Annotated in this window: 10 protein-coding genes; 5 read left to right on the top strand and 5 right to left on the bottom strand. The window is 60.7% G+C overall.

Going from position 1 to position 13,054, the window contains the following annotated elements:
- Positions 1-26 precede the first annotated feature (26 nt).
- A complete protein-coding gene (locus BLO97_RS03095; RefSeq protein WP_092344867.1) occupies positions 27-758 on the bottom strand; it encodes a GntR family transcriptional regulator in 732 nt (243 codons plus the stop codon).
- 310 nt (positions 759-1,068) lie between these two features.
- On the opposite strand from BLO97_RS03095, the gene BLO97_RS03090 reads away from it, so the two are divergent.
- Complete coding sequence (locus BLO97_RS03090; protein ID WP_092141707.1) at positions 1,069-2,412, top strand: OprD family porin; 1,344 nt, start codon at positions 1,069-1,071, stop codon at positions 2,410-2,412.
- Positions 2,413-2,490: 78 nt separating this feature from the next.
- On the opposite strand, the gene BLO97_RS03085 is transcribed toward BLO97_RS03090, so the two are convergent.
- Positions 2,491-2,754 carry an Lpp/OprI family alanine-zipper lipoprotein gene (locus BLO97_RS03085; RefSeq protein WP_092344865.1) on the bottom strand — a complete coding sequence of 88 codons (264 nt, stop codon included), beginning with the start codon at positions 2,752-2,754 and terminating at the stop codon, positions 2,491-2,493.
- Positions 2,755-3,013: 259 nt separating this feature from the next.
- Here BLO97_RS03085 and ftsH point away from each other — a divergent pair, with 259 nt between their 5' ends.
- From ftsH to BLO97_RS03065, 4 genes are all read left to right on the top strand, one after another.
- Positions 3,014-4,840: an ATP-dependent zinc metalloprotease FtsH gene (gene ftsH, locus BLO97_RS03080; protein WP_092344863.1), complete on the top strand. Its 1,827-nt coding sequence runs from the start codon at positions 3,014-3,016 to the stop codon at positions 4,838-4,840.
- A gap of 229 nt (positions 4,841-5,069) precedes the next feature.
- Entirely contained in the window at positions 5,070-5,822 is a 753-nt protein-coding gene (gene fnr, locus BLO97_RS03075; RefSeq protein ID WP_092141716.1) for a fumarate/nitrate reduction transcriptional regulator Fnr, read from the top strand.
- 130 nt (positions 5,823-5,952) lie between these two features.
- A complete protein-coding gene (arcD, locus tag BLO97_RS03070; protein WP_092141719.1) occupies positions 5,953-7,446 on the top strand; it encodes an arginine-ornithine antiporter in 1,494 nt (497 codons plus the stop codon).
- Between the two features lie 88 nt (positions 7,447-7,534).
- Positions 7,535-8,074, top strand: a complete 540-nt coding sequence (locus BLO97_RS03065) for an Hsp20/alpha crystallin family protein (protein ID WP_092141722.1) — start codon at positions 7,535-7,537, stop codon at positions 8,072-8,074.
- 184 nt (positions 8,075-8,258) lie between these two features.
- Here the strand turns inward: BLO97_RS03065 and BLO97_RS03060 are convergent, their stop codons facing one another.
- From BLO97_RS03060 to BLO97_RS03050, 3 genes are all read right to left on the bottom strand, one after another.
- Positions 8,259-9,614, bottom strand: coding sequence for an MBL fold metallo-hydrolase RNA specificity domain-containing protein (locus BLO97_RS03060; protein ID WP_092344861.1), 1,356 nt, complete (start codon positions 9,612-9,614; stop codon positions 8,259-8,261).
- 100 nt (positions 9,615-9,714) lie between these two features.
- Complete coding sequence (locus tag BLO97_RS03055; RefSeq protein WP_092344859.1) at positions 9,715-10,605, bottom strand: universal stress protein; 891 nt, start codon at positions 10,603-10,605, stop codon at positions 9,715-9,717.
- A gap of 66 nt (positions 10,606-10,671) precedes the next feature.
- Positions 10,672-13,044 carry a phosphoketolase family protein gene (locus BLO97_RS03050; RefSeq protein ID WP_092221950.1) on the bottom strand — a complete coding sequence of 791 codons (2,373 nt, stop codon included), beginning with the start codon at positions 13,042-13,044 and terminating at the stop codon, positions 10,672-10,674.
- Between the last annotated feature and the right edge of the window lie 10 nt (positions 13,045-13,054).

Here is a 13,054-nt window from a genome sequence, read left to right as displayed (position 1 = left end):
ACCGACTCGCCGCTAGCCGGGTCGGGTCAGCGAATTTCCACGCTGTAGCGGAAGTGCTCGGCATGCCCGCGAGAGCGTCGCCACTCCAGGGGATTGCCGGCGTAATCCCGCGCCAGACGCTCGATCACCACCACCGGGCTGTTGACCGGCACTTGCAGCAATCGCGCGTACACCTCATTCACCGATTCGGCGGTGAGGGTTTCTTCGGCATAGGCGACAACCTGGCCGCAAACCTCTTCATAAATGGGGTAAAGCAACGGGCCCTTTTGACTCAGGTCGATTTCGAGCAAGGTTTGGAAGCGGCTACGGGGCAACCATATTTCTTCGGCGAGCACCGGCTCCACTTCCAGCAGACGCACTCGCACGATACGAATCACCGGAGCGTCGGCCGGTAGCCCCAGCGCCTGGGCCACCGCCGAAGGCGCGGCTACCGGCTCCAGGGACAGGATCCGGCTCTCGGGAACCCGGCGTTCGCCTGAAGCGCTTTGAAAGCGGAAAAAACGGAACAGCGACGATTGAAATTGCGGCCGGCGAATGAAGGTGCCGCGCCCTTGCTGGCGCTCCAGGACGCCCTCGCTGACCAGCGCATCGATGGCCTTGCGCACCGTACCGGTAGACAACTGGTATTCGGCTGAAAGTGCCGCCTCAGTAGGAATCGCCTCCCCCGGGCGCCAGCGGTTATTGGCGATCTGCTCAGCCAATTGGTCGCGTAAACGTTGATAAAGCGGCAGGCGGGCATCACTGGAGAGAGCGTTCATTGACCTTATTCACCTTGTTATCTAGTCATATATATGAATATGAGTGGCGAGTATTTACCCAGCCGCGATGGCTGTCAAGAAATGCCAGGGCGGCCCGTTGATGAATGGTAAAGCCAATGATGTAGCGGCCCGTAATTAACAACGTTTAACTCGCACGCTCGCGCCCCACGCCCAAGAATGAAGCCCTCTGCCCAGACCTGGTTTCTCAAGCGCCAAGCTGCTCGGTCACCCTGCGCCGCGCCGGACGCTTCCCACCTGGCTGCGCGTAGTGCCGCCCCTTCGCCCGCCCAATTTCACATGGAAATGAAGCATGTTGCCTGCACCACACCACTCAACCGCCGCCCTGAAGCCGCTCTGGCTGCTTGCCCTGCTCACAAGCGGCACCGCACCGGCGATGGCAGCGGAACTCGCGCAAAGCACGCCTGGCTTTCTCGACGGGGCGACGCTGCAAGTCCTCAGCCGTAACTTCTACCTCAACAATGACTATCGCGCCCCGACCCCGGCAGGCAAAAGCTACAAACAGGAATGGGCCCAGGGCTTCATCGCCTCGTTCGAGTCCGGTTTCACCCCCGGCACGATTGGCGTAGGCATTGATGCCCACGGGTTCCTGGGGTTGAAACTGGACGGCGGCAAGGGGCACTCCGGAACGGGATTATTGCCGCTGGATGAGAACGGGCGAAGCGAGGACCACTACTCCAGCGCCGGCGGTGCGCTGAAATTCAACGCCTCACGCACCACACTGGCGGTCGGCGAAATGACGGTGCAGAGCCCGGTATTCGATACCGCAGACAAGCGCCTGCAACCCGAATACGCCAGCGGCCTGCTACTCTCCAGCCGCGAGTTCGAAGGGGTCGCCCTGCAGGCAGGCCACTTCAGTGCGTTCAAGAATCAGGACGCCTCGACCAGCAAGGGTGATTTTTCCGGGTATGGGGCGACGACGCGCCACGGCGTCATCGACTTCATCGGCGCCGACCTGCTCACCGGCCAAGCCCTGGGCGGCGCGCTCTACGCCTCCGAACTGAGCGATACCTGGCGCCAGTACTATGCCAACCTGCATGCCACCGTTGGCGAACTGTTCCTCGACGGCAACCTGTATCACACCCGCGACGATGGCAAGGCCATTGCCGGGGCCATCGACACCACAGCCTATAGCCTGAGCGGCAAGTACCGGTTCAATGCCCAGGCGTTCACCCTGGCCTATCAGAAAATCAACGGCGACACGCCCTTCGATTTCGTCGGCGGCGACTCCATCTACCTGGCCAATTCAATCAAATATGCCGACTTCAACGGCCCCGGCGAGCGCTCGTGGCAAGCGCGCTACGACCTCGACCTGGGCACCTTGGGCATCCCCGGCCTGAGCTTCATGGCCCGCTATGTGACTGGACGCGGGATCGACGGCAGCCATGCCCCCCAAGACGGTGCCTACAACCCGTTCGATAGCGACACCGGCACTTACAGTCCGCAACAAGGCGCTGGCGGACGCCATTGGGAGCGCGACCTGGACCTGCACTACATCGTGCAGTCAGGCCCGGCCAAGGACCTGTCGTTGCAACTGTCCCATGTCACCCATCGCGCCAACAGCAGCCAGGGCGGCGATGACATCGACCGGTTGTATATCGTCATCCAGTACCCGCTCAAGCTGGGGCCGTTCTGACCCTCGCGCGTCAGGAAACCGAAGGTGGACGAACGCGCGCAGCGCCCGCCTGTTGCCCATGCCCCATATATCCGCTGATTACTTGCGCGAGGCCTTATCGTCGGTCATCCGAGTGGCCCGGATGCTTGCCTCCTCGGCGGTACGTTGGGCCTGCTCGGACATTGTCTCGGCCTGCTCAGCCTTCCTGTAGGCCTCATCCGCCCTGAGCCTTGCCGTTGCAGCGTTACTTTCCGCCGATTCCAGTCGGGCATCCACTTCTTGGGCGAGCTTGTTACAGCACCCGGCAGTGGTTGCCAGAAAAATGCTCATTAATACGACAGGTAAGTATCTATTCAAGGCCATGGTTATTTCCTCGGTTAAGCGCAGCAGGAAAAACGGCTAGCAACTGGCTCGAGTATCTGGCAACACCCCCTGCCCACTCTGATCCTTGTCAACTGCTTGGCTCGTCCGACGCCCACACCGTGACTCACTTGAACCGAGTTGATTTAGCTCAATGTCTTTGCAGCCCTCAGGCGTAGAAAAAGCAAACCAGGGAGCCGGCGATCTCCCCGACCATTTATGCGCGGCCTGTTCATCCGAGGCCTTTTATCGAGTCGAGGCCATGAAAAAAAACCACCAATGGAACCTGTCCTACTTCTTCATTGCGCTGGCCGTGTTCAGCCTGGTGCAGTTCCTGTTTTTCGAACGCCCCGCGGTGCAGGTCATCCCCTATAGCCAGTTTCTGCAATTGCTGAACAATCGGCAGGTCAGCGATCTACGGGTAGAGAAGGACCAGATCCGCGGCCAGTTGCAGGAACCCATCGACGGCCACACCCAGTTCGCGACCGTGAGGGTGGAACCGGCACTGGCGGCAGATCTCGCCCACTCGGGGGTCGGGTTCACCGGCATCAACGAAAACACCTTCCTGAGTGGCCTGCTGGGCTGGTTGCTGCCCTTCGTGCTGATCATGGTGATCTGGCATTTCCTGTTTCGTGGGCTGGCGGAAAAACAGGGCATGGGTGGTTTGATGAACATCGGCAAGTCCCGCGCCAAGGTGTTCGTCGAACGCGATACCGGCGTGACCTTTGCCGACGTTGCCGGCATCGACGAAGCCAAGGTCGAGCTGGTGGAGATTGTTTCTTTCCTCAAGGACAAGGCGAAATACGCACGCTTGGGGGCGCACATTCCCAAAGGTACATTGCTGGTCGGTCCGCCAGGCACCGGCAAGACCCTGGTTGCCAAAGCCATCGCTGGAGAGGCCGGCGTGCCCTTCTTCTCGATATCAGGGTCAGAATTCGTCGAGATGTTCGTTGGTGTCGGCGCCGCTCGCGTGCATGACTTGTTCGAACAGGCCCGACAGGCCGCGCCCTGCATCATTTTTATCGACGAGCTCGATGCGCTGGGCAAAATGCGCAGCGTCGGCGTCCTGGGCGGCAATGACGAAAAAGAGCAGACCCTCAACCAGCTGTTGGCAGAACTGGATGGGTTCGACCCGCGTGAAGGGGTCGTGCTGCTGGCGGCGACCAACCGCCCCGAGGTATTGGACCCGGCGCTGTTGCGAGCCGGCCGGATCGATCGACAGATCCTGATCGATCGCCCCGACCGTAAAGGCCGGCAGGCGATCCTCAAGGTTCACCTGCAGAAGATCGTCACTGGCCAGGACCTCGATAGCGAGCGTATCGCCGACATCACCACGGGTTTTACTGGCGCAGACCTGGCCAACCTGGTCAACGAGGCCGCCATCATCGCCACTCGCCGCGGTGCCGAAACGGTCAGCCTCGACGATTTCACCGCGGCCGTGGAGCGCATCGTTGCCGGGATCGAACGCAAGAGCAGCCTGTTACATCCCGATGAACGCCAAGTGGTGGCCTACCACGAAATGGGACATGCGTTGGCGGCCAGCAACCTCCCGGACATGGACCCGGTCCATAAGGTATCGATCGTGCCGCGCGCCATTGGCTCGCTGGGCTATACCCTGCAGCGACCGACGGAAGATCATTTTCTCGTCAGTTGCCAGATGCTCAAGGACCGCATGGTCGTGCTGATGGCGGGACGTGCCGCCGAATGCCTTGCCTACGGCCAAGTCTCGACCGGGGCCGCCGATGACCTGGCCCACGCCACGGATATCGCCCGACAGTTGATCACCCGCTTTGGCATGAGCACAGAGCTTGGCCTGGCGGTGCTGGAACGCAAAAGTGCCAGTTACCTGGGCGAGCGCACGGAAATGGGTGACAAGGACTACTCGGAACAAACCGCCAGGGAAGTCGACCTGGGTATCCGCGCCTTGCTCGCTGAAGCCTATCAACGCGCCAGGACACTGCTGGAAAGCCATCGGGAAGACCTCGACGCCGGGGCCCATCTGCTGGTGGAAAAGGAAACCCTGACACCTGAAGAGTTTGCCCCGCTCCTGCCGCTCAAACGCGCTGCGCTGCCTTTGCGACTGGTTTGACAGCGCCTGGCCGTTGATCGATCTGTCACGGCGTGAACGAATCCAACGCCCCCCTGTACGCCCACCCACGACACAATAGCGTCATCTGCAAGTCCCATAGTGAAGGTTTTCACCCCCATCCTTTGTACCCGTTCTGCGTCTATCGATAGCCGGTATGGCTTTAGGCGACAAAAAACAGGCATGGCTGAGTTGTTGTTCTATGCTTGCTCCAACTATAGGAAATTTCCTCATGGCCGAGTCCGAACCGCGACTTCTGCGGGTGCATGCCCTCAAGACCGCTTGCTCGAACTGCAGCGTGCTTGAGCTGTGCCTGCCCATTGGCCTGACGGGCGGTGAAGTCGAGCGCCTCGACACCCTGATCGCCCAGCGAGTGAAGGTCAAGAAAGGCGCGGCGCTGTATCGCACCGGCGACCCGCTGCGCTCGTTGTATGCGGTGAGATTGGGTTTCTTCAAGACCAGCGTCCTTTCGGTAGACGGTCGCGAACAGGTCACCGGTTTCCAGATGCAAGGCGAAATGCTTGGCCTGGACGCCATCAGCACCGATCGCTACGCCTGTAATGCCATTGCCCTGGAAGACAGCGAAGTCTGCCCGCTACCCTTCAACCTCCTGGAAAAACTGGCCCACGACTTACCGTCGTTGCAGCACAACCTGAATAAACTCCTGAGCCAGGAAATCGTGCGCGACCACGGCATGCTGTTGATGCTCGGCAACATGAACGCCGACGAACGCCTGGCGGCGTTTCTATTGAACCTGTCCCAGCGGCTTAACATGCGAGGTTATTCCTCCAGGGAATTCGTGCTGCGCATGAGCCGCGAAGCCATCGGCTCCTACCTGGGCCTGCGCCTGGAAACCATCTGCCGGGGCATCGCCCACCTGCGCCAGGAGGAACTGGTGGACATGCATGGGCGCAACGTCACGATTCTGGACTTGCCCGGCCTCAAGCAAAAAGTCGCCGGTTGTCATCGTCATGCGGAACTGTGATGCCTGCTCCGCATGACATCTGATCTACGTCAATACCCCTCCACGCCTTCAAGCCGAGATTAAGACTCAGCGTTCGAACCTTTGCATCGACGAAGGTTACCGAACCTCCCGTCTCATGGAGGCTTTGATCATGGCAACGCACCTGCAAGGTACAGAACCGGTCATCCCGACCGTCACACCTCACCCTTTGGCCGGCAGTTTGCGAAAGGTCGAGCCCAGACGCCTGTCGCTGAGTTTGCTGATCGCTCTGGTCGTCGGTTCGATGATCGGCAGCGGCATCTTCAGCCTGCCCCAGAACATGGCAGCCAGCGCCGGTGCCGGAGCGATCCTGATCGGCTGGCTCATCACCGGCGTGGGCATGCTCTCGCTGGCCCTGGTCTACCAGACTCTCTCCAACCGCCAACCGGAACTGGACAACGGTGTGTTTGCCTACGCCCGTGCCCTGGGTGGCGAATTCCTCGGTTTCAATTCGGCGTGGGGCTATTGGATCAGCGCCTGGATCGGCAATGTCAGCTACCTGGTGATTCTGTTCGCTGCGCTCAGCTACTTTTTCCCCGTGTTTGGCGAAGGCAATAACAAAGCCGCAATCGTTGGCGCGTCCGTGGTGCTGTGGGCATTGCACTGGATGATCCTGCGCGGGATGCGCACCGCCGCCAAGGCCAACGCCCTGACGACGATCGCCAAGGTGGTGCCGTTGCTGTTGTTCATCGGACTGGTCATTGCCGCGTTCTCCAAGGACACCTTCATGGTGGATTTCTGGGGCACGCCGGCGCTGGGCAGTACGCTGGACCAGGTCAAGAGCACCATGTTGGTGACGGTCTGGGTGTTCATCGGTATCGAAGGCGCCAACGTATTCTCCGCCCGGGCCGCCGAACGGGCCGACGTCGGCCGCGCCACGGTGATTGGCTTCATCCTGACATTGATGCTGCTGATCGCCGTTTCCCTATTGTCCTTGGGCATCCTCAGACAGCCCGAACTGGCCGCGCTGAAGAACCCTTCCATGGCCGGTGTACTGGAAGCGGTGGCCGGGCCTTGGGGCGCGGTGCTGATCAGCATTGGCCTGATTGTGTCGGTGGGCGGCGCGCTGCTGGCCTGGACGCTGTTGGCAGCCGAATCGGTGTTCACCCCGGCCAAGGAAAAGGTCATGCCGCGCCTGCTGGCCACGGAAAACCAACACGGCGCACCGGCCAACGCGCTATGGATCACCAACGGCTGCATCCAATTGTTCCTATTGCTGACCCTGTATTCGAGCGCCAGCTACCTGGCGCTGATTTCACTCGCCACCTCGATGATCCTGCTGCCCTACCTGTTCAGTGGCCTGTATGCACTGAAAATGACCTGGCAAGGCCAGACCTACGCCGGCCATCGCGGCCTGCAACTGCGCGACATGGCCATCGCTGTGGTCGCGACGGGCTATTGCGTCTGGCTGCTCTACGCCGCCGGCCCCCGGTACATGCTGCTCAGTGCCCTGCTCTATGCCCCCGGCTCGCTGATCTACCTGAGCGCTCAACGGGCCAGGACGGGCCAGGCCCTCACTGGTTTTGGCTGGGGCCTGCTGCTGGTGATCTGGGCGGCGGCGATCTTCGCCGGCTGGATGCTCTGGTCCGGCCAACTGTCCTTGTAAGTTCGCAAGCATGCATTGACCTGTTCGGCAACGGTATCTGGTCATCTGTTCAGGTACCCGCCCGAACATCACCCAAGAGGAAAATCAAATGTCCAATTCAGTGAAAAAGATGCCGGTCAAAACCGAAGACAACGCTCCGCATCCCGCCAAGACTGACCTCAGGCATCCATTTGAAAAGCTCCGCCAGCAGGTAGATCGCCTGTTCGATGACTTCAACCGGGGCACGGGGATTTCGCCCTTCAGTCGCGGGTTGTTCGATGTCGAACCCTTCTGGCGTCGCGAGTTTTCCATGAGCAGCCTGCCGGCCGTTGACATCACCGAGAAGGAAAAGAGCTTTGAAATCACCGCCGAGTTGCCCGGCATGGATCAGAAAGACATCGAAATCCGCCTGGCCAACGGCAACCTGATCATCAAGGGGGAGAAAAAAGAAACCAAGGAAGAAAAGAAAAAAGGTTATCACCTGTCCGAGCGCCATTACGGCTCCTTCGAACGGGTGTTCAACCTGCCAAAAGGCGTCGACAGCGACAAGATCGAAGCCCAGTTCAGCAAAGGCGTGCTGACGCTGACACTGCCAAAAAAACCGGAAGCACTGAAAGCGGAAAAGGTCGTGCCGATCAAGGCCGATTGATCGCTTTGAACCCTGCCCCTCGCCGGCCAACGACGAGGGGCTTTTTCATGCCTGAGCTTATTTCAAGCCGAATGCGTCGTTGAAGCGGCCGGCCCCTTCGCGAGCAGGCTCGCTCCCACTCTGGAGCGTGGCGCGCACAAATCCGGTGGGTAGAGAAAATCCCCTTGCTCGCCAAGGCGATCGTTCAGAGTTCGACGCTATCGCGGTACTCCGGCACAGACACCGACCACCCCAGTTCGTCGCCAATGCGGTGGCGCAAGACGTCGGACGCATTGGGTTCGCCATGCACGACATAGGTGTGCCGGGGGGGTGTCTTGAAGCCGCGCAACCATTGCATGATTTCGTCGGCATCGGCATGGGCCGAGAGCGTTTGCATGGGCACCACTTCGGCATTGATCGGCACGTCCTTGCCATGGATGCGCACCGCCGGCTCACCCGCCACAATCCTCGCACCTCGCGTACCGCCAGCCTGGAAACCGGGCATCAGCAAGGTGTTGATGGGGTTGGGCGCCAGGCTCTTGAGGTGGTGCAGCACGCGCCCGCCGGTGGCCATGCCACTGGCGGCGATGATCACCGCCGGAGTACGTTGCAGGTCCAGGGCCATGGAGTCCTTGACCGAGCGCACAGGATGGGCGATGTGGCACATGCCTTCGCACTCTTCCCTGGAGAGATGATGCTCGTCACCAAAGCGCTGGTACAACCGGGTGACGTCGATGGCCATGGGGCTGTTGAGGTAGATCGGGATATCGGGGATCGCCCGGCGTTGTTTCAGGCGATACAGGTGGTACATCAGCAACTGGGCACGGCCAACCGTGAACGAGGGCACCAACGTGATGCCACGGCGCAGCGCGGTGCGAGTGATCACCTCAGCCAATTGATCTTCCGGCGACTCGTGTGGGTGTCGACGGTCGCCGTAGGTCGACTCCACCAGCAGGACATCCGCCTGCTCGATGACTTTCGGCGCGAACATCACCGGATCCTCGGGTCGCCCCAAGTCCCCGGAACACACCAGCGTCACCCCACCAGCCTGGACCTGTACCGTCGCGGCACCGAGGATGTGCCCGGCGCGACGCAGCAAGATGGTGATCCCCCGGGCGATCTCCACCGGGTGTTCGAATGCAATCGGGCGCAGCAGTTTCAGCGCTCGTTCAGCGTGTTCACGGGTGTACAGCGGGAAGGCCGGCGCGTGTTTGGAAAACCCCTTGCGGTTAGCGTATTCGGCTTCTTCTTCCTGCAAGCGAGCGCTGTCGCGCAGCAGGATCTTCACCAGCTCGCAGGTCGCCGGCGTGGCGTAGATGGGGCCGCAATAGCCATTACGCACCAGCACCGGCAGGTAGCCGCTGTGGTCCAGGTGGGCGTGGGTCAGTACGATCGCATCCAGGTCACGCATCGGCAGCTCGAAGGGGTCCCAGTTGTGCAGGCGCAACTGCTTGTAGCCCTGGAACAGACCGCAATCGATCAGGATGCGCTGATCGTCGTGTTCCAGCAGGTACTTGCTGCCGGTGACCGTACCGGCGGCCCCGAGAAATGTCATGCGCATGGCGGTGCTCCTGGACAATCGATCGTAAGCCTATTGGTCACATTGTTTGACCTCGTTGCCGTTGATCTTTGTCAACAACCCAGCGGTCAAGTCCGATTCATCACACCGCCAGAACACTGCACGACACCTGGTACAGGATGTGCTCGGTCGTGCTGCCCAGTAGCCCATACAGATCGTCGTGCTGGAATCGCCCCATGACGATCACGTCCACTTCATGCTCCAGGGCAAATTCACTCAGGGCCGAGACCGGATGCCCCAGTAGAAAATGCCTGCGCTCGGCCGGCACACCAAACAGGTTCGCCAGTTCCAGGAAGGTTTTTTCCAGGCTCCTGCGCAGTTCCTTGCTGAGCTGCGACAGCGACAGGCCGCCACCACCCGCATCCCCCAGATAGACTGACGACACCTCATAGGCGTGAACCAGATGCAGCTCGGCGTCGCACTGCAAGGCCAGCCCCATGGCCTGGCGGATGATCCGGTCATTCAGCCCGCTGTTCTGGGCAAACGCACTGGAAGGGTCCACCGCCGCGACCACTGTGCGCGGCAGCGCATGACCGGTGGCCCCCACCAGGTACATCGGAACAGGACAGTTGCGCAGCAGTTGCCAGTCCAGCGGGGTGAAAAATGCCCGCTTGAGCATGGGCTCGTGTTGTATTTGCTTGATCAGCAAGTCCGGCTGGATCTGCGTAACGTGTTGCAGGATCTGCTTGCCCATCTTCTGGGCCCATTCCACCTCAGTGGTGACCCGCAGGCCACGGCGGCGCAACTTGTCCGCCTCATCCTCCAACCAATGGCGATGGTCCTGGAGATAGTTCTGCCGCGCTTCCTCACGAGGCCCCTCTTCAAGCAGCGAAAGAATGTCCAGCGAGGGAATCAAGGCGGTGACATGCAAGTGCGCGCCACTGGCCGCTGCCAGGGCCGCGGCGTGATGCAGGGCGGGTGAATGGCGTTGTGCCGGGTTGAGGATCAGCAACAGGCGTTGGTACTGGCTCATGATGGGTCTCCAAAGTCGGGCTCGAACGCCACGGCGCAGCGTCGATGCCATGAGGCATGTTGGCCGTCATTGCGGCGTCGGCGTCCAGCGCCAATTCAAGACTTCGGGCATGTCCTGCCCATGCTCGATGAGGTACAGCTGATGCTTTTCCATGGTTGCCCAGTAGCGATCCCGAGCGCTGTCCACCAGCGGCTGCAACCGTGGCACGCGCTGGATGACATCGAGCGCCAGTTGGTAGCGATCCAGGTGGTTGATGACCGCCATGTCGAACGGCGTAGTGGTGGCGCCCTCCTCCATGAAACCGCGGACATGGAAGTTATCGTGGTTGTGACGCTTGTAGATCAGTCGATGAATCAGCGACGGATAGCCGTGGAAGGCGAAAATCACTGGCTTGTCCACGGTAAACAACCCATCGAACTCGGCGTCCGGCAACCCGTGGGCATGCTGTTGCGGCGGTTGCAGGGCCAGCAGGTCGACGACATTCACCACCCGCACCCGCAGGTCTGGCACGTATTCACGCAGCAGCGTGACAGCGGCCAGGGTTTCCAACGTTGGCACGTCACCGGCACACGCCATCACCACGTCCGGGTCTTCGTCGTTGTTGCAGGCAAAGGCCCAGCGACCGATCCCGACCGAGCAGTGCCGAACGGCCGAATCGATGTCCAGCCACTGCCATTCCGGCTGTTTGCCGGCCACGATCACATTGATGTAATCGCGGCTCTTGAGGCAGTGATCGGCCACGGACAACAGGCAATTGGCGTCCGCTGGCAGGTAGATGCGCACCACGTCGGCGCTCTTGTTCGCCACCAGGTCGATGAACCCCGGGTCCTGATGGGAAAATCCATTGTGGTCCTGTCGCCAGACATGGGACGTGAGCAGGTAATTGAGCGAAGCAATCGAGGCGCGCCATGGGATCTGGGCAGCGGTCTTGAGCCATTTGGCGTGCTGATTGAACATCGAATCGACGATGTGGATGAACGCCTCATAGCAGGAAAACAGCCCATGCCGACCCGTCAGCAGATACCCCTCCAGCCAGCCTTCACACACTTGCTCGCTGAGGATTTCCATCACCCGGCCGTCGCACGCCAGGTTCGTATCGCCCGTCTCCAGGGCCGCCATCCAGGCTTTGCCACTGACCTCGTACACCGCATCAAGGCGATTGGAGGCGGTTTCGTCGGGACCGAACAGGCGGAAATTGGCTGCCCCCAGGTTGTGCTTCATCACATCGCGCACAAAACCACCCAACACCCGGGTGGCCTCTGCCTGCACGCTGCCGGGCGCGTTGAATTGCATGGCGTAATCGGTGAACCTGGGCAGTTCCAAGGGTTTGAGCAGCACGCCGCCATTGGCATGAGGATTGGCGCCCAGGCGCCGATGTCCCGTCGGCGCCAACGCGGCAACGTCCGGCAGCAACGCACCGTTGTCGTCGAACAACTCCTGCGGACGGTAGCTCTGGAGCCATTGTTCCAGTTGCGTCAAATGGACGGGCAGCTCGAAGTGGCTCAGCGGCACCTGGTGGGCGCGCCAGGTGCCTTCGACCTGCTGGCCATCGACGAATTTCGGACCGGTCCAACCCTTGGGCGTGCGCAGCACCAGCATCGGCCAGAGCTGGCGTTCCAGGGTACGTCCCGACGAATCCGCGCGGGCCATGCGCTGGATTTCGCGAATCTTGAGCAACATGCCGTCCAGGGTCCTGGCCAGCTGTTGGTGCACCGCTTGCGGGTCGTCGCCTTCGACAAAATAAGGATCGTAGCCGTAGCCATACATCAGGGCCGACAGCTCGTCTTCACTGATGCGCGAAAGCAGCGTGGGGTTGGCGATCTTGAAACCGTTGAGATGAAGAATGGGCAGTACGGCGCCGTCACGCCTGGGGTTGAGGAATTTATTGGAATGCCAGCTCGCCGCCAACGTCCCGGTTTCCGCCTCACCGTCGCCGATGACGCAGGCCACGATCAGGTCAGGGTTGTCGAACGCCGCGCCATAGGCATGGGCCAGGGAGTAACCCAACTCCCCACCTTCATGGATGGAGCCGGGAATCTGCGCCGAGACATGGCTGGATAAGCCATAAGGCCAGGAAAACTGCCGGAACAGGCGCAACATTCCGTTTTCGTTCTGCTCCACCGAGGGATAACACTGGGTGAAGCTACCCTCCAGGTAGCTCTGGGCGACGATGGCCGGGCCGCCATGACCGGGCCCGGTGATCAGGATCATGTTCAGGTCACGGGTCTTGATCAGGTGATTGAGGTGCACGTAAATCAGATTCAGCCCAGGCGTCGTGCCCCAGTGGCCCAGCAAGCGAGGTTTGACATGCCCCTGTTGCAGTGGTTTGCGCAACAACGGGTTGTCCTTGAGGTAGATCTGACCTACGGCCAGGTAATTGGACGCACGCCAGTAGGCGTCAATACCTTCCAGTTGGTCGGGGCTGAGAAAATCGCTCATCACGTCCTCC

The organism is Pseudomonas sp. NFACC05-1, assembly GCF_900100135.1.
Taxonomy (GTDB): Bacteria; Pseudomonadota; Gammaproteobacteria; order Pseudomonadales; family Pseudomonadaceae; genus Aquipseudomonas; species Aquipseudomonas fluorescens_Q.
This window is presented reverse-complemented; position numbering and strand designations above follow the sequence as displayed.

Bases quoted from the DNA above. Each gene is read 5' to 3' on its own strand.
- arcD (WP_092141719.1), top strand. From the start codon at position 5,953: ATGGCAACGCACCTGCAAGGTACAGAACCGGTCATCCCGACCGTCACA.
- BLO97_RS03055 (WP_092344859.1), bottom strand. From the start codon at position 10,605: ATGAGCCAGTACCAACGCCTGTTGCTGATCCTCAACCCGGCACAACGC.
- ftsH (WP_092344863.1), top strand. From the start codon at position 3,014: ATGAAAAAAAACCACCAATGGAACCTGTCCTACTTCTTCATTGCGCTG.
- BLO97_RS03095 (WP_092344867.1), bottom strand. From the start codon at position 758: ATGAACGCTCTCTCCAGTGATGCCCGCCTGCCGCTTTATCAACGTTTA.
- BLO97_RS03050 (WP_092221950.1), bottom strand. From the start codon at position 13,044: ATGAGCGATTTTCTCAGCCCCGACCAACTGGAAGGTATTGACGCCTAC.
- fnr (WP_092141716.1), top strand. From the start codon at position 5,070: ATGGCCGAGTCCGAACCGCGACTTCTGCGGGTGCATGCCCTCAAGACC.
- BLO97_RS03090 (WP_092141707.1), top strand. From the start codon at position 1,069: ATGTTGCCTGCACCACACCACTCAACCGCCGCCCTGAAGCCGCTCTGG.
- BLO97_RS03060 (WP_092344861.1), bottom strand. From the start codon at position 9,614: ATGCGCATGACATTTCTCGGGGCCGCCGGTACGGTCACCGGCAGCAAG.
- BLO97_RS03085 (WP_092344865.1), bottom strand. From the start codon at position 2,754: ATGGCCTTGAATAGATACTTACCTGTCGTATTAATGAGCATTTTTCTG.
- BLO97_RS03065 (WP_092141722.1), top strand. From the start codon at position 7,535: ATGTCCAATTCAGTGAAAAAGATGCCGGTCAAAACCGAAGACAACGCT.